Here is a 25628-nt window from a genome sequence, read left to right as displayed (position 1 = left end):
TTGGCCGCAGGACTTGCGGTGTCAGTCTGTAGAGCGACCATAAGACCAGAACAGAGTAAATCTGTTAAGGCAGGTGCGGAACCCCGCAAGGGAAAGAAGCAGAAACCCAAATCGTGAGGTTTGGGAATCACCGTCCGTTTCACGGCGGTGAGGATGTCAACAATAACCGATGGAACCGACCGAAGAACAATTTTTAGTTTTTAACGCCCTCGAAACCCTAGCGATTGTCTTATACAGTTTCTCTAATCCTAGTAGTGGGCTGTGGTATATCGAAACCCTAAGTCCTACTTTACCCACATCGGTGATTCTTCCTGACGGAGAAATTGTTCCTTTTGAATTCGTGCAAGACTATGACTAACGCCGAACAACTTCGACAACAAAAAGCTAGACGTTTACAACAACTCTCTAGACTCGCTCGCGAACGATACCTAGAATCCGGTGGCGACCCCTCCCGTTCCGCCAACGAACAACAGTTAACCAAAGCGGAACAAGAGGAATTTCAAAACCTACTTTCCCAAGTCTTTGATCCAGAATACATCCAGCGATACCAAGAAAAATAAACGAAAGAATCAACAGAATTTAATCCATTAACAACCCTCAATAAACCTCATCGTGAGTCCCAATATTGAGCAAAACAATCTCATCTTGAGTCGTCTGCTCGTTTTTTTGAATCGTAAAAATAATCCGACAATCATATCCACAAGAACAAGCCTTTAGTCCATCATGCTCACCCTTTAGGCGATGGGTCATCAAATTGGGCGCAAAGACATCCTCCCTCATTTGCAGTAACGTTTTTTCAACTTGTCGCTGTAATGCCGCGTTACGCTGGACAAATTTTTTAAAAGATCGCTTAAACCTAGTCGTTAAAATTAACTCTCTCACGAATCCTCGTCGCTTTCTAGGTAACAACGTAATTCTGAGATAACTTCTTCTGCTGACATTGCTTTTAAATTCCCTGTTCGGTACTCTGCCAACGCCTCACGACATTCCTCCATAATTTCTCGTCTTCTGACTTCCACTAACCGCTTTTTGACAATATCAGCCAATAATTCTTGCTGTTCTCTAGGTAATTGACTGACTACCTCTAACGCATTTTCAAACGTAATCATCTTGACTCCTGATGGCAATTTGATCTCTCACTTCAGTATAAGTCCAAATTTAAGAATCCGAAAGCACAGTCGAATTTGGGAGAAACAATCACTTTTTTCTGACTGATCAGGTGTTTCAAGTCCCCTCTCTAAAGGGACGATCGCGGTTTAGATTCTGGGGAAGAGGCGATCATTAGTATTGCTTAGATGTTAAGTTGGTAATCAGACTATAATCAACAAATGAATAGAAAACAGCGAAAAACCTATGATTCTATTTTTGTTGATCCCATCCGCCGTAACATCTTTTGGGATGATATAGCGGTATTCGCTTGAGTGAGATACAGACAAAGTCTTGCCTAGACTGACTCATAGCCTGTTGCACTATACCTCATTCGACTGCATACCGCTATAAGGTGATGGCTCAAGAGTGGGATTTGATCTTAATGAAATTTCCCTTAATATTCATTCCCCGCACCCCCAAAAGGAACTAAAAAGATACCCAATTAAAGCTATTCGTAAATTTTTAATTAAAGCAGGAGTAAACTAATGCAATACAAAGGCTATGAAGCTGTGATTGAATATGATGCCAGCGATCGCTTATTTTTTGGTCGTGTCATTAATATAGAAGATATTATTGTTTTTGATGGTCTTTCCGTTGATGAGCTAGAACAGGCTTTTCAAACCGTCATTGAACAATATTTAACGGATTGTCAAACCCTTAATAAAATCCCTACACCACCAACTTATTCCTTTGATGAGGCGACTACGACGGTAATAAATTAACTAATAGGTCTTTTTAAGTTTCGTAGGTTGACTTATGATATAATTGCTTCTATCAATCTCATTGCTTAAACATGAATTCTGTAGAGAGATATATAAAATTTCCTACCCCATTTATGGTTCATAACTGGGAAAAATTGCTACCTGATTGGCAAGTTCCTCCGCAAACTATCGTAATTGTCTTGATTAATTCTCAATTTCCTTTAGACGAAGAAGGAGAATTAATTGAACAGGAAAAAGATCGCCTACTTAAGCAATTTATGCAATGGGGTCAATCTTTCCATCTTATGAGTCAAAAACAAGGCTTCTTAACAGAAATCATTTGTCCTAAAGAAGGAATACCTCAATACTCAAAAAAAGGCGATGCTCATTTTGATTTGGTTGCCACGGTTCATCATTCATTGGGATTTAATTTTTCGACAGTTAGAGGCTGTAAAACTCTGCTGCATCCAAGATGGCATACTGCTGTCTATCCCGGACTTTTCTTGTCTGGGACGACAGCAGTAGCAGTTGAGTCAATTTTGACAGCAATTATGATTGGTGAAGCCGATATTTGACGAAATTGTCCCAAAAACTTAGCTGACAACCAAAAGCCATTTTTAAGCTTGCACTATCTTAGTTCGATGGGAACGACCGCGCCACCAAGCGAGTAGGGTACTAGCGATAAAAATACTCGAATAGGCCCCGGCTACGAAACCGATAATTAAAGCTAGGGCAAAATATTTTAAGGTGGTGCCACCAAAGAGAAAAATCGCCACCAGAGGCAATAAAGTGGTCAGGGTGGTATTAATCGAACGAGCTAGGGTTTGACTCACCGCATTATCGACAATTTCATCCACCGATAGTTCAGGAGTTTGGGCGAAATTTTCCCGCACGCGATCATAAATTACCACTGTGTCGTTAACAGAAAAGCCCACAATTGTCAAGAGGGAAACCAAAAATAAACTATCCACTTCTACCCCCGCAATTAAGCCTAAAACCGCAAATACGCCCACGGTAATTAGAACGTCATGAAAGAGGGCGACAATGGCAAAAAAAGCGTAATCCCGTTGAAAACGAAAGCTTAGATAGACGGCAATGCCAAAGAAGGAAACTAATAGGGCCAAAAATCCCGACCTAAATAATTCTTGACCGATGGTGGGACCGACGGTATCGATTTGACTGGTTTCGGGGTCAAAGGTGCCGATTTTCTGATTTAAAGTGTCGAGTAATTTTGTTCTCTGTTCTTCTACGAGGGTTTTCGTCCGCACCGATAAAGTATATTTATCCAAAACCTGCACACTACTGTTACTCAATCCCTCCTCGTCTAAAATCACTTGCACTTCGGCAGTAGTTAAGGGTTTCTCACAGTTATTCTTTTTGGCACAGGCTAATTCTATCTGAATTCTCGTGCCACCAACAAAATCTAAACTCGGTCGCAAAGGCGCTTGAATAGTGAACCAAGAAATCACCATGGCCAAAATACTACCAATCGTCAGCAAGGCCGAGACTGTCCACCAAAAATTACGCTGTTTTGTAACGTTAAATGCCATATTGAGTAAGAGGTGAGTGGGGGTTGGGTGTTGGGGGTTGGGGGTTGGGGGTTGGGGGTTGGGGGTTGGGGTATTAGTTGAATTTCCCCATTTCCTCATTTCGCCATTTCCCCATTTCCCCATTTCCCCATTTCCCTAATAACTACTGGTTTGCTGGTAAATTAGGGCAGAAAAGTTGGGGTTTTTGACGGACGCTGGGGACGTTTAACACGGTGATTAACAGGAGCGTGCGACTACAGGTTAAAGCGGTAAACATACTCACAGCTACCCCAATGGCTAAAGTTAAGGCAAAACCTTTGACTAATCCCGAACCCAACCAAAATAAGGCACCACAGGCGATTAAAGTAGTGACATTACTATCAAGAATACTGGAAAAAGCCCGGTAAAATCCCGACTCTACCGCCCGAAATAAAGATTTTCCGGCCCTTAATTCTTCCCGGGTGCGCTCAAAAATCAGTACATTTGCATCAACAGCCATGCCGATACTGAGGATAAATCCAGCAATACCGGGTAAGGTCATCGTGACTCCCACTAAGGCAAAAGCCCCCAGAGAGAGTATAGTATAGATAATCAGGGAAATATCAGCGATGACACCGGGTAAACGGTAATAAACCGCCATGAAGATTAAAACTAATAGTAAACCCACTAAACCAGCGTAGATACTGCGACGGATGCTATCTTGGCCTAAAGTTGCCCCAACGGTGCGAATTTCTTCGACTTTGACGGGAAAAGGGAGGGAACCACCGCGCAATTGAATCGCTAGATCGTTGGCAGTTTCGGCGGTAAAATTACCAGTAATCACGGCCCTGCCTCCAGTAATACCAGTTTGGGCAAACTGCACATCAACCACCGGGGCGCTAATTAATTCATTATCGAGGAAAATCCCAATACTGCGACCAGTACCCGCGATCGCTTTAGTCAGTTCGGCAAATTTATTGCCCCCTTCCGAGTCGAAGGTAATGGCCACTTCCCAGTTAGTCCCTTGGGTGGAACTAATAGTGGCATTTTGCAGATTTTTTCCAGTTAAGTCCACCGATTCAAATAGATTTAAAATTGCCTGTTTAGATTTTTGCAGAGATTGTTCTAGTTCGGCAATTTTAGCGGCATTTTCGGGTTTATTCTCGGCTTTGAGGGCGGCTAATTCCGCTTTTTTTTGTTGAAAAATTGAATATTCAGCCCGAAATTCTCCTTCTGTACCTTGTTTTTGCTGACGAAATTCTAATTGGGCCTGAACATTTAAGTTTCTCTCAGCTTCTTTGGGATTTGTGACCCCAGGTAGTTGCACGATTACCTGATTTTTACTGTCCACAGTCTGCACTAATGATTCAGAAACACCGAGGGCATTAACGCGGTTTTCAATCACATTTTGTACCGCTTTTAAATCATTAGGTTGAATGGTTTTGACGGTTTCAGTGGGTTTAACCTGAATGGTTAATTGACTACCACCGCGCAGGTCTAAACCTAATTGTAGGGGTAACTTAATCAGGATGACGATCGAGGCAACAACTAGGCCGATGATCAGTAACAATAACCAATTTTGTCTCTGCATAACTTCGGTATCAAAAGGAGAATTTGTTAAATGCGATCGCTGACCATTTTCTGGACAGCTTCGACAATTTGATTAGGTTGAATAATCGTCAATCTTTCTAGATTACCGTTATAAGGTGTCGGTATATCTTGGGAAGATAATCTTAACACAGGGGCATCTAATTCATCGAATAACTGCTCATTAATTAAAGCAATTAACTCGGAAGCAATTCCTGCCGTTTTCATACATTCTTCCACGATAATCACCTTGTGAGTCTTGCGAATCGAAGCGGCGATTGTCTCCATATCAAAGGGTTTTAGGGAAATTAAATCGATAATTTCTGGATCGTAGCCATCTTTTTCTAACTGTTTTAATGCCTGTAAACAGTGATGACGCATCCGCGAATAGGTGAGAATGGTTATATCTTCTCCCTGGCGAACGATTTCCGCTTTATCTAGGGGTAAAAGATACTCGGTATCAGGTAAATTTTCCTTGAGATTATAGAGAAGAACGTGTTCAAAGAAAAGCACAGGGTTATTATCTCTAATCGCCGATTTTAATAAACCTTTAGCGTTGTAGGGAGTGGAACAAGCGACAATTTTTAGACCGGGTACTGCGTGAAAATAGGCCTCTAAACGTTGGGAATGTTCCGCACCTAATTGTCTCCCCACACCCCCCGGACCGCGGATAACCATGGGGATTTTAAAATTACCGCCAGAAGTATAACGTAACATCCCGGCATTGTTGGCAATTTGGTTAAAGGCAAGGAGAAGAAAACCCATATTCATGCCTTCAATAATCGGACGCAATCCCGTCATGGCTGCCCCCACTGCCATGCCCGTAAAACTATTTTCAGCGATGGGAGTATCTAAAACCCTTAAATCGCCATATTTTTTGTAGAGATCTTTGGTAACTTTGTAGGAACCGCCGTAATGACCCACATCTTCACCTAAAACAAATACTGTCTGGTCGCGGCCCATTTCCTCATCGATCGCCTGTCGCAAAGCATTAAATAATAGGGTTTCTGCCATATCAAGTCCCCGCTTACAATTCGGTCATCTTATCACTAAACTTATTATCTTACCCCTTTTCTGGCCCGAAGGAAGTGGGGAAGTGGGGAGGTGGGGAAGTGGGGAGATGGGGAAGTGGGGAAGAACGTAGGTTGGGTTGAAGCATGAAACCCAACGCCCGCATGGGTTACGCTACTGCTCCTACAAATAATTGTGCCTCCCTACTTCATAGATAATAGTCTATTCTAGTTACCGACAATCGGCCGGCAAAGAACTAAGATCAAGATCAAGCAATCCCCTACCGTTAAAGCTGATGAAATTACCCCGTCTTGCCGCTTTAATCATTGGTCTGAGCTTTATTTTCGGATTAATGTTGTGGTTAGTCAACTCTATCTATCGTCTTTACATCCAGATCGCCTTTACCGCTCCTATCTTAGCTAATATTCTGCTTTTGCTCATTATCGGACTGCTGGGCTTGCTGATCTACATTCTTTTATACTACTTTTACCTGCTGCCCCAGCGCCAAAAAAGTCGCCGCGGGTTGCATTCTTCCTCCCGTCCACCCCTAAAATTACCGGTAGAAAAAACCGAGGCCGCCGGGGAAACCTTAAAAGCTATCCGGCAACAAGTGGAGCAAATTCAAGATAAAGTAACCCAACAGGTTTTTGTTAAGCGTTCCCAAGAAATTGAGCGAAGTTTAGCCAGAAAAGAAGTTAAAATCATCGTTTTCGGCACAGGATCGGCGGGAAAAACCTCTCTAATTAACGCTCTCATCGGTCAAATGGTGGGCAATGTGGAGGCAACCATGGGAACCACGGAAAAAGGGGAAACCTATAGTTTAAAAATGAAAGGTGTGAATCGGGAAATTCAAATTACCGATACCCCCGGCATTCTCGAAATTGGTGCAGCCGGAGGTGAAAGGGAACAGTTAGCGCGACAATTAGCCACGGAAGCAGATTTACTTTTATTTGTCATTGATAACGATATTCGACAATCGGAATACGCCCCTTTATTGCGTTTAATTGATATGGGAAAACGTTCTCTCTTAGTCTTTAATAAAATCGATCTCTATAGTGATGAAGATCGAGACATTATTTTAAAACAATTACGAGAACGTCTTAAAGGAGTGGTCCTTTCCGCCGATATTATTGCCGTCGCTGCTAATCCCCAACCTGTGCAGCTAACCGGTGGACAAATGATCACACCGGAACCAGATATTTTAGCTTTAATTAAACGTTTGGCTTCAGTTTTACGGGCCGAAGGGGAGGATTTAGTGGCGGATAATATCCTCTTACAATCCCAAAGATTAGGAGAAGAAGCTAGGAAAATTATTGATCGCCAACGTCGTCGCCAAGCTGATAAAATTATCGATCGCTATCAGTGGATCGGTGCGGGAGTAATTGCAGTGACTCCCTTACCAGTGTTCGATCTGTTAGCAACGGCGGCGGTTAATGCTCAAATGGTCAGGGAAATTGGTCAAGTTTATGGCTGTGAAATTAACAGCGATCGAGGCAAGGAATTGGCCTTATCTTTGGGCAAAACCCTAGTTAGTTTGGGAGTAGTGAAAGGAGCAGTAGAATTATTAGCCAGAATCCTACAATTAAACTTTACTACCTATATAGTCGGTAAGGCAATTCAAGGGGTCAGTGCCGCCTATTTAACCCGCATTGCCGGCAAAAGTTTTATCGAATATTTCCGTCACGATCAAGACTGGGGAGACGGTGGCATGACGGAAGTGGTACAAAGACAATTTCAACTCAGTCGCAAGGAAGAATTTATTAAGTCTTTTGTAGCGGATGCGATCGGTAAAGTGGTACAACCTTTTCAGGATGATTGGCAGCAAGAAGAAGTTTTAGAAGCTAGTCGCGAGGATGATTGGTAAAGATCGAACCCGGTAGCAATAGGCAAAATTGTATAGTAATTGTTACAATCGTTTTGGGGTTCCACAAGGGCAAAAAAAAGATGCGACAGCAAGTTATCGACTGGTTAAAAGAAAACGTCAACGAACACCGTCTGCGACATATTCTCGGTGTAGAGACCATGTGTATTGATTTAGCTAGTCATCACGGTCTCGATCCCGTCCAAGCAGGGCAAGCGGGATTACTACACGATCTGGCCAAATTTTTCAAGCCCAAAAAAATGCTAAAAATGGCGGAATCGGCGGGAATAGACGTGGATAATATCTGTTTATCCCATCCTCACTTACTCCACGCCGATGTGAGTGCGATTGTCGCCCAAAAAGAATTTAACGTTACCGATGAGGAAATTCTCGCAGCAATTCGCAATCATACCCTCGGTCAACCCAATATGAGCGATCTTAGCTGTATAGTCTTTATTGCCGATGCCTTGGAACCCAATCGCGGCGATACACCCGAATTAAACGCCCTACGACAACTCAGCTATCAAAATCTCCATAAAAGCGTTCAACAAACCTGCGATTATTCCCTAAAATATCTTTTAAGTAGCCATTGTCCCATTCATCCCCGCACCGTGCTAACCCGCAACTGGGCGTTACAAATTGTTAAAGAACAACCAACAGAAACTAAAACCATTGATTAACATAATCTCAAGACTCGCTTACAACCACCTCAGTCAAAGGATAACCACAACCTGAATGACCAATCCCACTGGAATTATTACCCCCATCGCCGAAAATCTCAAGACCGAAAAGTTTCTGGAGACAATTGTTACCGCTGCCGAGGACAAGAAAGCGGGGGACATCGCCATCCTGAAAGTCGCCGATATCTGTTATTTAACCGATTATTTTCTGATTATTACCGGCTATTCTACCACCCAAGTGCGAGCGATCGAGGATGCGATCGAAGCTGCTATGGAACTAGAATGGCAACAATCCCCCCGACAAGTGGAAGGAAAAAGCGAAGGTAGCTGGATCCTGATGGATTATGGCGATATCATTGTCCATATCTTTTTACCAAAAGAGCGGGAATTTTATAATTTAGAAGCTTTTTGGGGTCATGCTCAACGTATTCCTCTACCTAGCAACCATTTAGAGGAGTAGAATCCATGAAATCCTCCCTTGATTTCTGTCCCGTCCCAGAAGAACAGCAACCGGTTAACGAGTACGAACAATTAAAAGAATCTTGGTTTTTTCGTTGGGCTACCATAGATGTAGCCTCTTATACAAAAAAAATTCTCTGGTTATGGTTATGGACATGGTTAATTGTCGGACCGATTGCCGCCGCTAGTTTTCCCCTCAAAAAAGCCCCTTTTCTCTTCTTCTGTGCGGGGATTTTTGGCTCGACAATTTTGGTAGGATTGGTGTTATTGCGCTTGTATTTAGGCTGGATCTACGTCTATGACCGCTTACAATCGGAGAAAGTATTTTATGAAGAGTCGGGCTGGTATGATGGCCAAATCTGGACAAAAACCGCCGCTATTTTAACCCGCGATCGTTTAATCGTCTCCTATCAAATCCAGCCCATTCTCCAGCGTTTACAAAAAACCGCCCTGATTCTAGGGGCAATTGTCGCTATCAGTGGTCTTTTCTGGCTATTTTTCACTCACTAACCGCAACCAATCACCAATCTGAATGAATAGGGTAAAACGTTCACCAACCCACCGCTTAGAAATTCATCTCCTCCGGGAAGGTATTATTGAATCGGTCCATCATGTCGAGGCCGCTATTTGCGATGACCGCGGCCGGGTGTTATCCACCGCCGGCAGCGCCGAAACTAGCGCCTTTATTCGTTCGGCCCTGAAACCTTTTCAAGCGCTGGCTGTCACCAGTACCGGCACCCTCGAACGCTCCGATCTCAACGATAAGGATCTAGCCATTATCTGTAGTTCTCACCAAGGCACAGTGGAACAGGCCCGTCAAGTCTTTAATATTCTCTGGCGCGCCGATATCGATACCAATGCCCTGCAATGTCCCCTCCCAGAAGGTAAACGCAGTCGTTTGCAGTACAATTGTTCTGGTAAACACGCCGGGATGTTAGCGGTGTGTCAACAGCGCGGCTGGCCATTAAATACCTATCTCCGGCGTTCTAGTCCGATACAGAAGCTAATTTTAAGCAAAATTGCCGAATTATTGGGAATGCCGGGAGATGAATTAATCAGCGCCCACGATGACTGCGGCGCGCCCACCTATTCAATGCAGTTGGGGCAAATGGCCCATCTCTACGCCCAGTTAGCCTCTGGCAACCGTTTAGACTTAGAAAGAATCGTCCGCGCCATGACCTATCATCCCCGCATGGTAGCCGGAGAAGGGGCTTTTGATACGGAATTAATGCAGGTTAGCCAAGGGGAAATCGTCAGTAAAGCCGGGGCCGAAGGTATTCAATGTATCGGGCGCGTCGGTGAAGGTTTAGGATTAGCAATTAAAGCTTTAGATGGTTCCAAACGGGCTAAATATGCCGCCGCTTTGCAAATTCTCAAACAGTTAGGCTGGATTACTCCCAATGTGGCCGAATCTCTCTCGGAAAAATTCCTCAAAATCGGCAGTTATACCCGCTTGGAAGTGGTGGGGGAAATGGCTTTATTGTAAATAGTCAGTTAACAAAGCGTAACACATCAAAAATAAAAGGTTTTGGTGTGTTAGGGCAGTATTTATATCTTGATTTTTTTCCTCAAAAACTGAACTTCGGAGTACAATACATACCTAGGACTAAATTAATTCAAGAAACTTTCGATCAAATTGCACTGCTTTCTGAAGAACAACAAGATACCCTGGCAACCTATCTAAAAAAACACCTAGCTGAATTTTTAGAAGAAGCGCAAAAAGAACGACGAATTGCAGAAGGGACTTATACGATAAGCGATTTTAACCAAAAAACTCAACAAGCTATTCAGAATATTGAAGAACAAAAAACCTTAACTGTTGTCAAAGATCAAGTTGAACTGTATCAGCAGCTAGGAATTTATCGCTAACCTTATTATCTGATGTCATTAATCTCTAGAGTCAGCGATTCCCTCTGTAGTCATGTTTTTGCTGGTTTTCTGCGCCGAAACCAACTATAATGCTCGAAAGGTGAAAAGGGACTAAAAGCGCTGATTGAGTTAATCCGCGATGGTAAGGTGAGTCTGCGCTATCTAGTCTCGTCGGGGGCTTTGGCTACTGGGGTTGAGATAAACTAGATTTAATAACTGAAAATCCGGGGTAATCACTCATGTTACAATCCCTAAAAATTGAAGGCTTTCGCGGGTTTCAGAATTTTGAGATGGCCAATCTTGGTCGAATTAATCTCTTAGTAGGTAAAAATAATAGCGGTAAAACTTCTATTTTAGAAGCGATTCAGTTTTTGTATGCTCAGAATAATATAGATATATTTCTTGAAACTATTAGCTATAGAGGTGAGTTTGGTTGGTCAGAAAGTAATCTACCTAGTCGCAATAAAGTTTTTGAAATTTGTCATTTATTTCATGGGCATGAAATCATCCCAAGTAAAAAAATTATCATCAGTGGATATGGCAAATCCTATCTAGCAAGTGTTACCATTTCTGTTGAAAGCATTCCTATACAACTATCTTTATTTTCAGACAAAAATGATGATCTAAATCAAAATAATGATCACAATTTCGACAATGAGGAATGGGGTAAACTTCTTTTAAGTATTGGATGGATTGGCTCACAAAAACCTATTGAAATGGAACTTCTTGCCAACGGTACTCTTGCCAGAGATTCCATAAGAAGAATAGCTAGTTTAAGCAGAATTTCCCATAAAATAGGTATTGATAATAAAATTGAATTGAAGTTCTTAACACCATTTTCTCTAACAAGTTCTGATATGGCAGCACTTTTTGATAACATTGTTCTCTCTCCTGTAGAAGATTTAATTATTGAATCTTTGAAAATTATTGAGCCAAAAATTGAAAGGATAGCCAGTGTTGGTTCTGGCAAGTATTTAACTTCAAATAACCTAGGTGTTAGAGGTGGGTTTTTAATCAAAATTAAAAATCATGATCAACCTATCCCTATTGGCAGTTTAGGCGATGGAATTTGGCGAATGTTAGGATTAGTTTTAGCGATGGTTAATCTTGAAAATGGAATTTTATTAGTTGATGAAATTGATAGTGGATTGCATTTTACTGTCATGACTGATATGTGGAAAGTAGTCTGGGAAACCGCCAAAAAACTCAATATTCAGGTATTTGCCACCACTCACAGCCGCGATTGTTGGCAAAGTTTAGGCGAATTAATTACCGAAGAAAAAATTACTGATAACGATATTACTATTCAAAGGATAGATAGGGACAAGGAAAAAGCAGTTTCCTTTAATACTAGACAAATTTACCTCGCTTCTGAAAGAGATATTGAGGTTCGCTAAAAATGCCCAGAATACATCCTAAAAAACTCTTGGTAGAGGGAAGAGAAGAAATGAGAGTGATTCCCGAATTAGCAGAAGCCCATGGCATCTCTTGGGGAGAGAAAAAAGACACAGCTATTATCTATATTAAACCGGCCGATGGTATTGAGAATTTACTCGATAGGGATAATATTTACAATGAAATCAATGATAGGGGACTAACTCATTTAGGAATTGTCATAGATGCGGACGAAGAACCTGATAATCGTTGGAAAAGTTTATATAATGCCTGTTTACCAAATATACCTAGCTTACCTCAAAATTTACCAGCAGAGGGATTAATTATGACTCTAGAATCGGGGATAAAATTCGGTGTGTGGATGATGCCAGATAATCAATCTAGAGGGATGTTAGAGACTTTTTTAGCCTATTTAGTTCCCGATAATAATCTTTGGCAATATACACAAAACAAGGTGATAGAGGCAAAACAACAAGGGGCAACCTATAGAGATTATCATCTAGATAAGGCTAATATTCATACCTATTTAGCTTGGCAAGATCCGCCGGGGAAACAACTTCACGATGCAGTAAAACAAAGAATACTTAATCAATCCCATCCCCAATCGGCAAATTTTTTGAGATGGTTACAGGAGTTATATGAGATTTGAGAGAAGTATGGATCGAAATAGGAATGACAGCCCCATAATATTTCTCCGTGCTTTGTTAAATAAAGCCTCTTTCAAAAAGACTTAAATTAATCGTGCCGCGGGGGTTTATTGGTCGCAGAACCCGCCGGAACCACCTTGGAGGTGGGGGGGATACCCTTGAGGGAAATGAGCGTATTCATCACCGTTTTTGCCACAGGAGCGGCAACAGTGGAGCCAAAAGTATTCGCACCCTTGGGTTCATCCACCACCACCAAAACCACATAACGGGGCGATTCGATCGGTAAAATCGCCACAAAACTGGTAATTTTGGCGTTAGGTAGATAACCCCCCGTCGGACTAGCTTTTTGTGCAGTTCCCGTTTTGCCTCCGATGCGATAACCGGGGATTTGGGCTGCTACCCCCGTCCCCTTGCTGACGACGGTTTCCATCATTTCCACCACTTGCCGGGCCACGGTGGGAGAAAAGACTTTTTTGCTGGGATAATCGGGCTGCCAATGCAAACGGCCGCGGTCGTCGGCTAATCCTTTGATCACATGGGGAGTTACTAAGGTGCCACCATTGGCCAGCGCACCGTGCAACTGTACTAATTTTAAAGGCGTTAGGGATAAACCTTGACCAAAGGAAGCGGTGGCCGATTCAATGGCATTATCCAGAAATTCTTGTTCGGGTTTGAGATATCCTGCCACTTCTCCGGGTAAATCTACACCAACCCTTTGATTTATTTCCAATCCTAATAAACTTTTATAGAAATCAACTCGCCCCATTTTTTGGGCAATTTGCACCATGGCCACGTTACTAGAGGTTTGCAGAACTCTGGCCATATCTAGCGCCCCATAACCCTGTTTAGAGGCATTTTTAATCGTCCAGGGACCGACAGTAATTGCCCCCGGATCATTGACTACCGTACTAGCTTTAATTGCCCCTGCTTCCATGGCCATGGCGACAATAATTGGTTTAAAAGTTGACCCCGGTTCGTACTGATCGGCTACGGTCCAATTTTTAAATAGAGCCACATGGGCTTTATAATATTCATTGGGGTTAAAAGTTGGCTCACAAACTAGGGCTAAAAGAGAACCATCAAGGGAGTCCATAACGATGACGGCTCCCCGTTTAGCATTAAATTTCTTTAGCTGTTCTCGTAGGGCCGTCCTGGCGGCTCTTTGTAGTTTTAAATCGAGGGTTACTTCTAACTGTAATTCATCAAATTGAAAGATACCATCGGGAACAAAAGCGGGTAAAATTCGCCCGTCTCCCATGCGTCTTGTATTGACAGAAAAAGGATCTCTTTCTAATAACTGACTGGAACCTCTCTCTAATCCTGCTTGACCACGATGTTCTTTATCTACATAGCCAATCACGTCGGCTGCCACATCGTCTTGGGGATAATAACGAGCGTACTTTTCCTCTAATTCTACACCGTCAAGAGATAATTGTTTTAATCCCCTAGCCACGGATTCGGTTAATTGATTGGCTAAACGAATTCCTGTTTCTTTTTCTTTAAATTTTTGAATCAGTTGATTAGTGGGAATATTTAATAAAGGAGCTAATTTATCAGCCACTTCTGCCGGCGGAATAGCAAACAGTTTTGGGTGTACATAAAGAGTATAAATCAAGCGATCGGTCGCCAAAACATTACCATTACTATCGACGATCGCCCGTCGGGGAATATAGGGTCTAATACTGGTAGTTTGCTGTTGTCTGGCTCTTTTTTGCAATTCCTGTCCTTGGACTATTTGTAATTGGTACAGTCGCCAAGCTAAACCGACAATACCCATGACTAAAATCAACCACACCGCCACCAAGCGCCCATTACTCAAAGGCAATTTTTTAAACTGTTGTTGCTGTTTTTTGGCGTTTAAATAGGACTTTCTGTCCCGGATCCTGCCCGAGGGCGATCGAGTTTTTTTACCTCTAAATCTGGGTCTTTTTGTGTCAGTCATGAGCAGTATCTTTCAGTTATCAGTGAGCAGTAAGCAGTGAACAGTGAGCAGTAATCCGTAAACAGTAAACAGTAATCAGTAATCAGTAATCAGTAAAAAGACAGTAGGAAACTTCTATTTAATACTGCACACTTAAAAACTCACATCTGATGACTGTTAACTTACCCACTGATAACTGTTAACTGATAACTGTTAATAGGCACTTCTCGGTCGAGAATTGACGGTAGATTGGGGTTGAGAAGCGGGGGACGGTTTCAGGTTCGGGGCAGATTTACGCTGTAAAAAGATAGTTTGGAAGGGTTGGGGATGAGTTAATCCGGTTTCGGGTTTTTCTGCTTGTTGAGCTAGTTGATGTTTAAGGGTTTCATTGGTGGATAAAAGATGGCGCTCGTGACGTTGCAGTGTTTCCAGTTTACCAAATTCTTTGTCCCAAACCTTGGGAATATATACCGTCCAAGCATATATTCCCAGAGTCGAACCCAACAGACAAAAAGTAATCACGGCCACTATTCTTTCTAGGAGGCAAAGGGAACGTAATTGACGCGAGGCTAATTGTTTTTGTGTCGGGGCCACGGGAACTCTCGCAACCGATTTAGTCGTCGGTTTGACGGTGGCAGTCGGGGAGGATTGAGTAACTGGTTTAGTAGTGGGGTTGGGGGAAGTTATCCGCGACTGGGGACGACGTTGACTCCCTTGGCTTTTTTGGCGAGGAATGGGAACGGGAACATAGGACTTATGGGCAGCAGACATGATTTTCTCTCAATATTTCTAGCTAGTTGTCGTTGTCAAAAATTAAGTTTCTAAAATTAGGAGTCGGTCATCAGTAGTCAGTAGGAAATATTTAATTGATAACTGTTGCCTTTTTTCCTTTTTCCTTTAAAATCACTGTTCTAGTTCTAGACGTAAACGATATAAAATAGTTTGCGGATGAACTTGAGCGAGAATTTGATTGATCACCGTACTCGGTCCGGATGCCCCCCAACTACAACCGCGTTCTAGATAGATTTTAGCGGCTTTCCCGATGATATAGGTTCCATAAGCGGCAATTGCTCCCTGTAGGAGAGCGGTGCTACCGTAGAGGGTTAAAGAGGTGGGATTTTCAAAAATACTCGCCGCTGCCGCTGCCGTTTTGCCCAAACCGATAATCACAGTGCTGAGGATTTCCCCCACCAGCAACCCCGCACTACTCAAAAGTAGAGTCCGCCAGAGTTGACCAGCTTGGTGACTGGTAATCGGCAAGCCGTACAAACGAGCTAAAGCCCGAACTAGAGTCAAATCGACGATTGAAGCCCCTAGGAGGTCTAAAATAGCGATCGGATTAGCCGCAATCGCTAAAGCCTTATATTTCGCGTATTGCCAGATAATTTCCTCCGCTTGACTGTCCCGCAGTTCTAGGGTTTTTCTAGCGATATTTTCCTCCGCTTCTTGACCTTGCACTAAAGCATTTAGGGACAGCAGCGATCGCCCTTCCCGATTTAAAATCGTTAAGAGTTTATCTTGCAGCTCCTCAATTTGGGGGGGAGGGGTTTCCCACTCAGTCACCACGCGCCCATCGGGGTATTCCACCCGGACGGGAATCGGTTGCGGTTCGGCGGCTACCATAACTATCTCATCGCTAGTTAACAAATCTTCTAACGTTTTTTCGTCCCGATTGGTTCCTAATCTCTGTAACTGCTGAAAAATCTGGCGGCGATCAGCTTCCGGATAGAGATCAATCTTATTAAACACCAAAATGATCGGTTTTTTGGCCCGGCGCAATTCTGCCAAGGACTCGTATTCAGTCCGGGTAATATCCCCCGCGACGATAAATAAAATTAAATCGGCACTTTTAGCGACTTCTCTGGCCATATTCGCCCGCACTTCCCCTTCAATCTCATCCAATCCGGGGGTATCGATTAATTCTATCTGGATTTTACCCGTGGCTGGTGTCCAACGCACCGATCGCGGCCAGCGTGTCACCCCGTGCAGGGGTCCAGTTGTCAGGACTTTTTGACCGACTAAAGCGTTTACCACCGAGGATTTACCGCGACTGACTAACCCGAAGGCTGCCACCCGAATCACCGTTTCATCCAGTTTATCCAAGGCCGATTTGAGGGACTGCAAATCCTGTTTAACGGCGGCCTGAAGTTGGGGATCGGGGGGATAATTCCAATGGCGGCGAAAACTGGCATACCAAGTTAAGGCCTGTTGTAAACTAGCCTTAGCCTGATTGTAATGAGTTTCCTCGAGCGATGGGGTCTTGGTCACGGTTGATTTTCTTTACTGTTTATTGATGCTGCTGCCTTTATTGTAGAGTTTCGGGGCGGTAACTGAGACGCGCTTATTTGGGTTTAGGGGAAGACTTTTCAGTGATCAGTGAAAAGAAATTAGCGAAGTTTTCAACTAAAACCCTAACACCTAACATCCTACTCCGCCAATCCCAATTGCCCCAATAGCTGAAGGATAGTTTTTCCAGTGACCGGATCTCGCCAATCGGGGGCAATTTCTGCCAGGGGAAGCAGCACGAAGGCGCGTTCTCGGCAGCGGGGATGGGGTATCTGTAATTCGGGCGTTTCTAAGATCAGGTCATCATAAAATATTAAGTCTAAATCGAGGGTACGCGGTCCCCATCTTTCCCGTCGGACTCTCCCGAATAACTGCTCGATTTCTAATAATTTATGCAGTAAATCTAAGGGCGATAAATCCACTTGCACAATGGCGCAACCGTTGAGATAGTCGGGCTGAGGAGGACCCACGGCTGTGGTTTGATACCATTGGGAATGAGCTTCTAGTTTAATTCCTTTGACTCGCTCTAATTCCCCTAAAGCTTGCCCTAAAATTGTCCCTGAATCCCCTAAATTACCGCCCAAAGCGATCGCTGCTCGCTTCATCCCCATCCTTCCTCCACAATAATCTCGGCTAATTCCCCCGTCGCCCCCAAAGATTTACCTAAAGATATATTGACATTTGGATGCTTTTGTGATAGTTCAAAAACTTGGGCTTCGATCGCGGCGGTAATTCCACCAGCAAAGAGGAAATAGGGCAGTATAGCAATTGTTTGGCTACCTTGAGCGATTAAACTCTCGATTTGTTGGGATAAACTCGGTTCTATCGACCAATAAGCTGTAATTGCCCCAAAAAACGCCGCTAGATTTTCCACCTCCCGATTACCCCCGGGGCGACGACTACCGTGGGACAGTAAAATGCGGTCTTGGGGGCTTAAATCAGCAAATTGTCGCGATAAAAGCGATTTTATGCCCTGATAACTGCCTAAATGGGGCTTTAACTCTAGCTCAATCGGCGATCGCACTTTGGCCACGGCCGCGGGAATATCTTCTTTAACGTGAACCCCCGACAGGAGAAACAGGGGGATAATCTGCAACCGGCTACATCCTTGGCTTTGTGCTTGTTGGGCAAAAGCTTCTATTTGTTGATGGAGAGGTGTTATCACTAATTCTAGGGCGGCAGTCCCTACTAATACCCGATTATCTGCTTCTAGAACCGCTAGAGATGGGCTAAACTCCGATTTACTCCCTAATCTTTCGGCGGGTTGACTAATTTTTTCTTGAACTAAGGCTGCTAATCGTGTCACCGCCATGGCTGGACGCGGATCGCGACTACCGTGGAAAACCAATAAGTAGGCTGAGAAGGTCTTCAAAGAAATCTTGCCAAAATAGTTTAGTTTTTAGCCTAATACATTTTCTCTCCCTTTAGGCATAAATGCCCCTGATATTCTCAATTTAGCTGGTAAGCGGGAAAACGTCCCCATTGGTGGGAAGTGCTACCATTTTACGCAATGTAAAGTGTGAGCAAATCAGCCCGCCGGCTTGAGTTAGCCTAGATGTTGAGGTATAATTGCTATTGACAGAAACTGCCAGAGGTACATTTGTATTATGCGGGTAATTAGCCGTCGAATACTTCGCGATTTCTGTATCACTAATGCTAATTCCTGCGAGTCTCTCTATGATTGGTATAGAGTCGCTAGTAAAGCAGCATGGCAAAATCTAATCGATGTGCAAGCCACTTATAAAAGTGCTGAATCTGTTGGTAACTTCACTGTTTTTAATATTAAAGGAAATCACTATCGTCTAATTGTAGATCTAGTTTATAGCCGACAGACTATCTATATTAAATATATTCTTACCCACGCCGAGTACGATAAAGGAAATTGGAAATATGATGCTTACTTTTAATTCTAAAACCTATGGAGAATTACTCGCTCACTATCAACCAAAAGCAATCACCACAGAGGTGGAAAACGAGCGAGCGATCGCAATTGCTCAAGAGTTGGAACATCGCTCGAAACTTAGTTTAGAGGAGGAAGCTTTACTGGAGTTATTGATTAGTTTGATCGAAAGGTTCGAGGCAGATAATTATCCAATTCCTGGCAGAAATCCTTTAGCAACCTTACAGCATCTTATAGAAGCTAACGAGATAGAATATCCAGAGCTAATTACTATTTTGGGTTCCCCTGATGCGGTGGAGCAAATAATTAATGGACAACGCAGCATCAATCAGTCAGAAGCTAGGTCTTTGGGGTCATATTTTCGGGTTGATGCCAGTTTATTTACTTAGGGTCTGCTGAAAAAGTTTTTCGTGGGGACAGGGTGTGGGGTGTGGGGTGTGGGGTGTAGGGTTTTACCGATTTTGAGGGGGTCAGTGACCTAATTTTCAGGGAAAAAGTACCTAAAATTTACCCCCGATCACTCCCATATCTGGTACTTTTTGATTGACAAAAGGTCTAAAAGTCTTACCCAACAAGGTTTTTAGATTTTTTCGGCAAACCCTACTTAATAAGTAGGGTCTGCTGAAAAAGTTTTTCGGTGGTGGTAGGAGTCAGGAGTCAGGAGTCAGTAGCCGGTCGTTTCAGGCTTTGTTGCCCTTGTTTTTTGTACCAAGCGATGTACTACAAAAAGGATAATGCAAGGTTTTTGAAAGTCCCAATCCTATTTTCTTGCACTAACATCGGACTTTAACAGGTCAAAAGCTTTATTTTAAAAGGGTTTTACCATTATTCAGCAGACCCTAAGTACCTAAGCAAAATTAATTACACATCTCAAGGGAAATTGATTTGGCACGACTACTTAACGAATTATTGCGATCGCTTGCCATGGACTAATTTTCAGCGATAATCTAAAGTCAGAGTCCATCGGGAGATAAGATCATGAACTTTCGTCTAGTTCTATTTTCAGGCCTAGTGACGGCTTTAGTCGGGGCAGGTATCGGTTATGGCATTAGCCGCATTGAACGCAATCCCAGCCAAGTCAACTATAAAAATCCCTATATCTATCAAATCATCTATGGACGTTATTTTGCCGGTGCTGGGGCAACCCTGGGCTTCTGTGTGGGCGCGGGTTTGCAAATGGTCAAAGAACTCAAAGAAGCCAGAGATAGAGAAATGGGCATCCTAGATGATGGGTCAAAATTCTAGTCTTTTGGGGCTAATTCCTCAAGAATGATGAATTGAACGTGATTAATCGCTAAATCGCCGATGGGAACTTGGATTTTTAACACCGGCTGTCCTTCACTGAGCATTCGTTCAAAGGGGATATCTTTGGCAATTTCCGTGTGATACCAAGCTAAACCCATAAAGAAACGATTGGGATAGGGACCACCTTCAAAGATATCATCGGGATTGGACTCCATGGGAACCCAACCGATAGAGGGGAGATAAAATTCCATCCAGACGTGATTGTAATCTGGTTCGAGGGGTAAATTACGTTCGAGGGGATGGGGTGGGCATTTATAACGTCCTACCGTACGACAGGCAATACCATTGAGACGACACAAAGCCAATAATAAACCCACATATTCGCCACAGGAACCCACTCCGCGCCGCAGGGCAATATCGGGGGTGTCGATGTTGGGTTTGATGCCGTAGGAAAGCTGATCATAGACGTAGTTACGAATACTATAAACTTTTCTGAGTAGATTGGTTTCCCGACCGATCGCTTCTTTGGCAGCATTGAGGATAATTTCTGTATTCATAGCCAGATCATCATTATCGATCAAATAGCGATCGGGAAAATCGGCGGGTAAGGGGGGTAAATCTTCGCAATCTTTGGGAGTAATTTGGTATTTAATTCCCCACACTTCTAAGACCACTTTCCAACCAAAAATATGACGTTGTTTGGCGGTTATTTGCTTGAACTTAAATACTGCCACCCGCTGCCCGTCTTGAATTTCTTCAATAAAAGGCAATCCCACCGCTTCGACGCTGCGAATTTTTTGCCGCGGTGTTTCTAGAGGTAAAGCGATGCGCCATTCCACATCTTTTAGTTCGATATTATAGAGAGGTTCCAATTCCTCGACGTAGGATAATTCAATCAGATAACCGTTAGAAAGGGTGTATTTTTTAGCGGGATCGTAGTGAAAATATAGAGGATGGACAAAAGTACGCGGACGATAACTAAGTTCGTAAACCTGTTCGGAATTGGGATTATCGCGGATAAAGGGTTCTTGGAAAGCATAGGCCACATATAAGATATCCTTGCCACTGTTCGCATCGTTATAAAAAGCTAGTCCCGTCGGCGATTCAAAAGGAGTTATCATGCTAAAAAGCTGTTCTCCCGTGGCGCGATCAAGACAGTAAACCGTTTGTTCTAGGGTATCCGTTAACCAAAGTTCTTCCCCGCGAATGGTGATATTTTCGATGCCGATACCCGGCGCGTACAAACGAGTAATTTCCTGTCCCGATTGGCGATCAAATATAAAGATTTGTCCAGAACGTTGACAAGTGACATAAATTGTGTTAGCAGTTACGGCGACTCCGTTAGCGGTGTAGGGAAGACGGGTAAAAAATTTTGGGGTAAAATCTTCGAGAGTGCAGCAGTAGAGATTTTCGCGGGTCGTAAACCAGAGGTTATTTTGATCATCGATTGCCAATCCCGTCGTCCCGACGAATTCTTGCCAGCGATGGCAATTAAGTACGGTTGTATGACCGGTATCGAGGGCAATTTGGTATAAATAGCCGTTTTTTGCGTCGATAGCGATTAATTTGTCATCTTGAAATACAATTCCGTGCAGGGCCGTGGCGCTAATCGGACGAATCGTTTGACGATGGGAGGGAAGACTGGCAGGATCGAAAATCATAGGAGGAAGCGAAAAGGGAGAGCGTTTTTAAGTGAATAAAACAGCAATTCTTCCCACGATAGCAAATTTTATCGCCCTTGAATGCTCGTAATGAACTCCAATTCCGAAAAAAATGTCAAGAATTGTCACCTATAGTCCCTCTCATACCCTTGTACCTACCTACGAGTGTTTCAATCGTTGCAGTTATTGTAATTTTCGCAGGGATTTAGGCACTGATGGCTGGTTAAGTCTAGACAAGGCCAAAGAGATTTTAACTGCTTTGCAGGGTTCGGAAATTACGGAAATTTTAATTCTTAGCGGGGAAGTTCATCCTTTAGCAGCCAATCGAGAGTTATGGTTTCGCCATATTTATAATTTAGGAGAATTGGCTTTAAATATGGGTTTTTATCCCCATACCAATGCGGGGATTTTAACTTTTGCCGAGATGGAAAAACTGAAAAATGTCAATCTATCTATGGGCATAATGTTAGAACAAATGACGGTGACTTTATTAAATACTGTCCATCGTCATGCCCCCAGTAAAGTGCCATCCCTGCGCTTAGAGCAGTTACAATGGGCGGGAGAATTAGGAATTCCTTTTACCACGGGGTTATTATTAGGAATTGGTGAAACAGAATGCGATCGCTTAGTAACCTTAGAAACTATTGCCACTATTCATCAACGTTGGGGACATATTCAAGAAGTGATCCTACAACCCTACAATCCGGGCAAAAGAGAACGGTGGCAAAATAATCCTTTTGATCTGCAAAAATTACCCGATCTGGTTAGGCAAGCTAGGGAAATTTTGCCCCCAGATATTGTCATTCAAATTCCCCCGAATTTAGTACCCGATCCTCTTTTTCTCTTGGATTGTTTAGCGGCAGGAGCGCGGGATTTAGGCGGTATTGGCATTATCGATGAAGTTAATCCCGATTACCTCCATTTACACCCCGATAAATTAAAGGAATTTTTAGCAATTTATGGCTGGGAATTAAAAGCGCGCCTACCGGTTTATCAGTAATCAGTGATCAGTAATCAGTAATCAGTGATCAGTAATCAGTAATCAGTAATCAGTAATCAGTAATCAGTAATCAGTGAAAAGATAGCACTGTTAATGCCATTTAACACTACTTACTTAATACCGCTTAATTGATTATTATTCATTCTTAATTCTCCCGACGACCGACTCCTAACCCTAACAACAATTTTTGATTTTTACCAGAGGTCTTATGATTCCCTCAAACGAGCGCTACTGGCTCAAAAATGCTCATATTCCCGTTTCCATCCTAGAAAATGAGAGTTTTTCTCCCCAAACCGCCGAGGGATTAACCTTAGTTAATCTGGAAATTAATGACGGTTACATTAATCGCATCACCTCCACAATCCCCCCCGAAGACAATATTCCCGTTATTGACCTCAAAAAAAAGATTATTTTTCCTTGCTTTGTCGATATGCACACCCATCTCGATAAAGGTCATAGTTGGCATCGTTGTCCTAACCATGATGGCACTTTTGACAGCGCCTTAAAAATGGCCTTAGAGGATTCTCGACGGGAGTGGCGCTTAGAGGATGTGTATCGTCGCATGGAATTCGGCGTTAAATGCAGTTATGCCCACGGAACCGCCGCTATTCGCACTCATATCGACTCTTTTGGTCAACAGGCACAGATTAGCTTAACCGCTTTGGGAGAATTGCAACGACAATGGGCCGGTAAAATCACCCTGCAAGCGGTTTCTCTAGTTTCCCTTGACTACTATCAAACCTCCGAGGGAGCGGCCTTAGCCGATAAAATTGCCGAATTTGGGGGCATATTAGGGGGAGTAGCCTACACAAATCCAGATTTACAGGCACAAATTGATATTACCTTCAAATTAGCCCAAGAAAGGGGTTTAAATCTCGATTTTCATCTGGATGAAAACGGCGACCCCGATTCTACCTGTTTAGCAGCGATCGCTCGTACTGCCATCAAAGAGCAATTTGACGGACAAATCATCTGTGGTCACTGTTGCAGTTTAGCGGTACAATCCCCTGAAATAATCCAAGAAACCCTAAATTTAGTCAAAAATGCGGGCATTGCTATCGTTAGCTTGCCGATGTGCAATCTCTACCTACAGGATCGTCAAGAGGAAAAAACCCCCTTTTGGCGCGGGACAACTAAGGTAAAAGAGATGAAAAAAGCGGGAATTCCAGTTGCTTTTGCCAGTGATAACTGTCGCGATCCCTTTTATGGTTTTGGGGATCACGATGGTTTAGAAGTCTTTACCCAAGCGGTGCGGATTGCCCATCTCGATGCACCCTACGCTGACTGGGTAAATAGTGTCACCCTCACCCCAGCAAATCTGCTCGGATTGCCCCATTTAGGGCGCATTAAGACGGGTCTAGAGGCAAATTTGTTAATTTTCAAGGCTCGCTACTTTAGCGAGCTATTATCGCGACCACAGTGGGATCGCCTCGTGATTCGGCGCGGGTTGAGCATCGATACTACTCTCCCCGATTACCAAGAGTTAGATGATTTAGTTCTAGGAATTGATCAAATCCTGTAAGGGTTTGACAAAAACCACCGATTCTAGGTTGATAGCACCGTAAATATGGGGAAAGGTCTCTTTTTCTAGCTCTAAAGTGGCATTTTCTGGGTTAGGATGTTGGGGCTGCTCCCATTTGACCGGGGACTGCAATTGTTCGAGAGAAATGGCTAAAACCAGCAAATCTGGCTGATTTTGATAAAAAGCGGCCACAACTTTCGGAATTTGTTCTAAGGTGGAGCAATGGATAAATCCCTCATTTTTTAGGGAATAAGCCCGATATTCCCCCATTTCACGAGCTATTTGCCAACCTCTTTCTGTAGTGATGTGATAGATCATCGGTTCGCCTCCTACTGTCACTTTATCCCTAATTTTAGGATATAGCCTGAAGCTGTCAGCGGCCCTCAATTCTCTTAAACTAGGGGTCAGGGAATCAAAGACAAGAAATTTGTCCGACCACTGACCAGAAAAAAATGGCCGATAATGGCCTCAAAATCTCTTTATAGTCTCTTTTTACCTGATATTAACCATTTCCCTTTAAAATGAGCTTACCTAAAATGTCGGATGAATGCCCCGGCTACATTTTTCGACAAGATACTCAGCTTTGCGGGGGATGAAATCCGACCAGAATATCAACCGCGGAGCATCGGTTTAATTCCACCATCTGTGGGTAAACTGTGTTATACTTAACTCAGCCAATGGTCGAGGACTGTTAGATGCTAGTCGTAGAAGCCAAGCTAAAAAACGGAACACCAGAGCAATATCACCAGCTTGATGAAGCTATCAAAACTTCTCAGTTTGTGCGTAACTCTTGTGTTCGTTATTGGCGGTCAAATCAAGGGACAACCCGCAATGATCTCCAAAAACTTTGTGCTGTACTAGCTAACAATAAAGAGACACCTTGGGTTAATAAACTAAACTCTCAAGCTCGTCAATCGGCTGCTGATAGAGCCTGGCAATCAATTAATAGGTTTTATCATAATTGTCGTGCCAAGATACCAGGGAAAAAAGGCTTTCCTCGGTTCAAAAAGCATAGTCGTTCCGTTGAGTATAAACTAACAGGCTATAAGCTATCTGATGATAGACGTAAAATCAGATTTACTGACGGTTTTAAAGCAGGAGAATTTGATTTATGGTGTAGTCAAAAGACATTAGTTTATTATTCAGAGCAACAGATTAAACGGGTAAGAGTTGTTAGACGTGCTGACGGCTATTATTGCCAGTTTTTGATTGACGTAGAACGGCAA

General features: G+C 43.1%; 30 protein-coding genes and 1 pseudogene. 19 read left to right on the top strand and 12 right to left on the bottom strand.

All coding sequences use genetic code 11. The features are described from left to right. The first annotated feature begins 169 nt into the window (after nucleotides 1–169). Both IM319_RS20440 and IM319_RS20435 read left to right on the top strand, forming a co-directional pair. On the top strand, nucleotides 170–358 hold the full coding sequence (locus tag IM319_RS20440; protein ID WP_158201398.1) for a hypothetical protein: 189 nt from the start codon (nucleotides 170–172) through the stop codon (nucleotides 356–358). After that, on the top strand, nucleotides 351–560 hold the full coding sequence (locus tag IM319_RS20435; protein ID WP_287076261.1) for a hypothetical protein: 210 nt from the start codon (nucleotides 351–353) through the stop codon (nucleotides 558–560). The genes IM319_RS20440 and IM319_RS20435 overlap by 8 nt, the downstream gene beginning before the upstream one ends. Before the next feature lie 37 nt (nucleotides 561–597). On the opposite strand, the gene IM319_RS20430 is transcribed toward IM319_RS20435, so the two are convergent. Continuing rightward, nucleotides 598–882: a type II toxin-antitoxin system YafQ family toxin gene (locus tag IM319_RS20430; protein ID WP_158201396.1), complete on the bottom strand. Its 285-nt coding sequence runs from the start codon at nucleotides 880–882 to the stop codon at nucleotides 598–600. Then, a complete protein-coding gene (locus tag IM319_RS20425; RefSeq protein WP_158201395.1) occupies nucleotides 879–1109 on the bottom strand; it encodes a hypothetical protein in 231 nt (76 codons plus the stop codon). The genes IM319_RS20430 and IM319_RS20425 overlap by 4 nt, the downstream gene beginning before the upstream one ends. Nucleotides 1110–1634: 525 nt before the next feature. On the opposite strand from IM319_RS20425, the gene IM319_RS20420 reads away from it, so the two are divergent. Both IM319_RS20420 and IM319_RS20415 read left to right on the top strand, forming a co-directional pair. After that, nucleotides 1635–1871: a type II toxin-antitoxin system HicB family antitoxin gene (locus IM319_RS20420; protein ID WP_158201394.1), complete on the top strand. Its 237-nt coding sequence runs from the start codon at nucleotides 1635–1637 to the stop codon at nucleotides 1869–1871. Nucleotides 1872–1942: 71 nt separating this feature from the next. Next, entirely contained in the window at nucleotides 1943–2425 is a 483-nt protein-coding gene (locus tag IM319_RS20415) for a methylmalonic aciduria and homocystinuria type D protein (RefSeq protein WP_287736728.1), read from the top strand. Between the two features lie 42 nt (nucleotides 2426–2467). Here IM319_RS20415 and secF read toward each other — a convergent pair whose 3' ends face one another. From secF to IM319_RS20400, 3 genes are all read right to left on the bottom strand, one after another. Then, nucleotides 2468–3400, bottom strand: coding sequence for a protein translocase subunit SecF (secF, locus tag IM319_RS20410; RefSeq protein WP_287676014.1), 933 nt, complete (start codon nucleotides 3398–3400; stop codon nucleotides 2468–2470). Between the two features lie 142 nt (nucleotides 3401–3542). Beyond that, entirely contained in the window at nucleotides 3543–4949 is a 1407-nt protein-coding gene (secD, locus tag IM319_RS20405) for a protein translocase subunit SecD (protein WP_287076998.1), read from the bottom strand. Between the two features lie 26 nt (nucleotides 4950–4975). Further along, on the bottom strand, nucleotides 4976–5959 hold the full coding sequence (locus IM319_RS20400; protein WP_286826399.1) for an alpha-ketoacid dehydrogenase subunit beta: 984 nt from the start codon (nucleotides 5957–5959) through the stop codon (nucleotides 4976–4978). Nucleotides 5960–6251: 292 nt separating this feature from the next. On the opposite strand from IM319_RS20400, the gene IM319_RS20395 reads away from it, so the two are divergent. The 9 genes and pseudogenes from IM319_RS20395 to IM319_RS20360 all read left to right on the top strand — a co-directional run bounded on the left by IM319_RS20395 (nucleotide 6252) and on the right by IM319_RS20360 (nucleotide 12869). Then, nucleotides 6252–7820, top strand: coding sequence for a YcjF family protein (locus tag IM319_RS20395; RefSeq protein WP_287736727.1), 1569 nt, complete (start codon nucleotides 6252–6254; stop codon nucleotides 7818–7820). A gap of 80 nt (nucleotides 7821–7900) precedes the next feature. After that, the gene (yqeK, locus tag IM319_RS20390; RefSeq protein ID WP_287736726.1) at nucleotides 7901–8497 is read left to right on the top strand and encodes a bis(5'-nucleosyl)-tetraphosphatase (symmetrical) YqeK; all 597 of its coding nucleotides are present in this window, start codon (nucleotides 7901–7903) and stop codon (nucleotides 8495–8497) included. A gap of 55 nt (nucleotides 8498–8552) precedes the next feature. Then, on the top strand, nucleotides 8553–8957 hold the full coding sequence (gene rsfS / locus IM319_RS20385; RefSeq protein WP_287676017.1) for a ribosome silencing factor: 405 nt from the start codon (nucleotides 8553–8555) through the stop codon (nucleotides 8955–8957). 5 nt (nucleotides 8958–8962) lie between these two features. Then, complete coding sequence (locus IM319_RS20380) at nucleotides 8963–9466, top strand: CGLD27 family protein (RefSeq protein ID WP_287076994.1); 504 nt, start codon at nucleotides 8963–8965, stop codon at nucleotides 9464–9466. Between the two features lie 22 nt (nucleotides 9467–9488). Beyond that, nucleotides 9489–10442, top strand: a complete 954-nt coding sequence (locus tag IM319_RS20375) for an asparaginase (RefSeq protein WP_287676019.1) — start codon at nucleotides 9489–9491, stop codon at nucleotides 10440–10442. Nucleotides 10443–10489: 47 nt separating this feature from the next. Further along, nucleotides 10490–10825: a hypothetical protein gene (locus IM319_RS20370; protein ID WP_287736725.1), complete on the top strand. Its 336-nt coding sequence runs from the start codon at nucleotides 10490–10492 to the stop codon at nucleotides 10823–10825. A gap of 105 nt (nucleotides 10826–10930) precedes the next feature. Further along, a pseudogene (locus tag IM319_RS22665) lies at nucleotides 10931–11020 on the top strand (divergent PAP2 family protein); the annotation flags it as partial. Between the two features lie 44 nt (nucleotides 11021–11064). Next, nucleotides 11065–12222: an AAA family ATPase gene (locus IM319_RS20365; protein WP_287736724.1), complete on the top strand. Its 1158-nt coding sequence runs from the start codon at nucleotides 11065–11067 to the stop codon at nucleotides 12220–12222. Nucleotides 12223–12224: 2 nt separating this feature from the next. Continuing rightward, a complete protein-coding gene (locus tag IM319_RS20360; protein ID WP_287736723.1) occupies nucleotides 12225–12869 on the top strand; it encodes a DUF3226 domain-containing protein in 645 nt (214 codons plus the stop codon). Nucleotides 12870–12955: 86 nt separating this feature from the next. Here IM319_RS20360 and IM319_RS20355 read toward each other — a convergent pair whose 3' ends face one another. The 5 genes from IM319_RS20355 to IM319_RS20335 all read right to left on the bottom strand — a co-directional run bounded on the left by IM319_RS20355 (nucleotide 12956) and on the right by IM319_RS20335 (nucleotide 18386). After that, the gene (locus IM319_RS20355) at nucleotides 12956–14809 is read right to left on the bottom strand and encodes a peptidoglycan D,D-transpeptidase FtsI family protein (RefSeq protein ID WP_287736722.1); all 1854 of its coding nucleotides are present in this window, start codon (nucleotides 14807–14809) and stop codon (nucleotides 12956–12958) included. A gap of 192 nt (nucleotides 14810–15001) precedes the next feature. Continuing rightward, the gene (locus IM319_RS20350; protein ID WP_287736721.1) at nucleotides 15002–15559 is read right to left on the bottom strand and encodes a hypothetical protein; all 558 of its coding nucleotides are present in this window, start codon (nucleotides 15557–15559) and stop codon (nucleotides 15002–15004) included. A gap of 132 nt (nucleotides 15560–15691) precedes the next feature. Beyond that, complete coding sequence (locus tag IM319_RS20345; RefSeq protein WP_287736720.1) at nucleotides 15692–17056, bottom strand: GTP-binding protein; 1365 nt, start codon at nucleotides 17054–17056, stop codon at nucleotides 15692–15694. Between the two features lie 158 nt (nucleotides 17057–17214). Next, nucleotides 17215–17679, bottom strand: coding sequence for a 2-amino-4-hydroxy-6-hydroxymethyldihydropteridine diphosphokinase (gene folK, locus IM319_RS20340; protein ID WP_286827218.1), 465 nt, complete (start codon nucleotides 17677–17679; stop codon nucleotides 17215–17217). Next, entirely contained in the window at nucleotides 17676–18386 is a 711-nt protein-coding gene (locus IM319_RS20335; protein ID WP_287684188.1) for a sirohydrochlorin chelatase, read from the bottom strand. Before IM319_RS20335 ends, folK begins: the two co-directional genes overlap by 4 nt. 295 nt (nucleotides 18387–18681) lie before the next feature. Here IM319_RS20335 and IM319_RS20330 point away from each other — a divergent pair, with 295 nt between their 5' ends. The 3 genes from IM319_RS20330 (at nucleotide 18682) to IM319_RS20320 (ending at nucleotide 20219) form a co-directional block, all read left to right on the top strand. Beyond that, a complete protein-coding gene (locus IM319_RS20330) occupies nucleotides 18682–18981 on the top strand; it encodes a type II toxin-antitoxin system HigB family toxin (protein ID WP_287077873.1) in 300 nt (99 codons plus the stop codon). Then, entirely contained in the window at nucleotides 18968–19363 is a 396-nt protein-coding gene (locus tag IM319_RS20325; RefSeq protein WP_353857213.1) for a helix-turn-helix domain-containing protein, read from the top strand. The genes IM319_RS20330 and IM319_RS20325 overlap by 14 nt, the downstream gene beginning before the upstream one ends. A gap of 589 nt (nucleotides 19364–19952) precedes the next feature. Continuing rightward, nucleotides 19953–20219 (top strand): hypothetical protein, encoded by a 267-nt coding sequence (locus tag IM319_RS20320; protein ID WP_286827211.1) that lies wholly within the window; start codon nucleotides 19953–19955, stop codon nucleotides 20217–20219. On the opposite strand, the gene IM319_RS20315 is transcribed toward IM319_RS20320, so the two are convergent. Beyond that, complete coding sequence (locus IM319_RS20315) at nucleotides 20216–21880, bottom strand: transglutaminase domain-containing protein (RefSeq protein ID WP_287077871.1); 1665 nt, start codon at nucleotides 21878–21880, stop codon at nucleotides 20216–20218. The genes IM319_RS20320 and IM319_RS20315 overlap by 4 nt on opposite strands. A 112-nt stretch (nucleotides 21881–21992) precedes the next feature. Between IM319_RS20315 and cofG the strand changes: the two genes are divergently transcribed. Then, nucleotides 21993–22880 carry a 7,8-didemethyl-8-hydroxy-5-deazariboflavin synthase subunit CofG gene (gene cofG, locus IM319_RS20310; protein ID WP_287077870.1) on the top strand — a complete coding sequence of 296 codons (888 nt, stop codon included), beginning with the start codon at nucleotides 21993–21995 and terminating at the stop codon, nucleotides 22878–22880. Nucleotides 22881–23088: 208 nt separating this feature from the next. Next, nucleotides 23089–24402: a cytosine deaminase gene (locus tag IM319_RS20305; RefSeq protein ID WP_287736718.1), complete on the top strand. Its 1314-nt coding sequence runs from the start codon at nucleotides 23089–23091 to the stop codon at nucleotides 24400–24402. On the opposite strand, the gene IM319_RS20300 is transcribed toward IM319_RS20305, so the two are convergent. Further along, the gene (locus IM319_RS20300; protein ID WP_103112440.1) at nucleotides 24379–24720 is read right to left on the bottom strand and encodes a DUF952 domain-containing protein; all 342 of its coding nucleotides are present in this window, start codon (nucleotides 24718–24720) and stop codon (nucleotides 24379–24381) included. The genes IM319_RS20305 and IM319_RS20300 overlap by 24 nt on opposite strands. Before the next feature lie 377 nt (nucleotides 24721–25097). On the opposite strand from IM319_RS20300, the gene IM319_RS20295 reads away from it, so the two are divergent. Further along, a partial coding sequence (locus tag IM319_RS20295) for an RNA-guided endonuclease InsQ/TnpB family protein (RefSeq protein ID WP_425185303.1) occupies nucleotides 25098–25628 on the top strand: 531 nt, incomplete at its 3' end.

Origin of the sequence: Microcystis sp. M113S1 (assembly GCF_020246945.1) — a bacterium.
Taxonomy (GTDB): domain Bacteria; phylum Cyanobacteriota; class Cyanobacteriia; order Cyanobacteriales; family Microcystaceae; genus Microcystis.
Note: the sequence above shows the minus strand (reverse complement) of the source record. Positions and strands in the feature narration are given on the sequence as shown.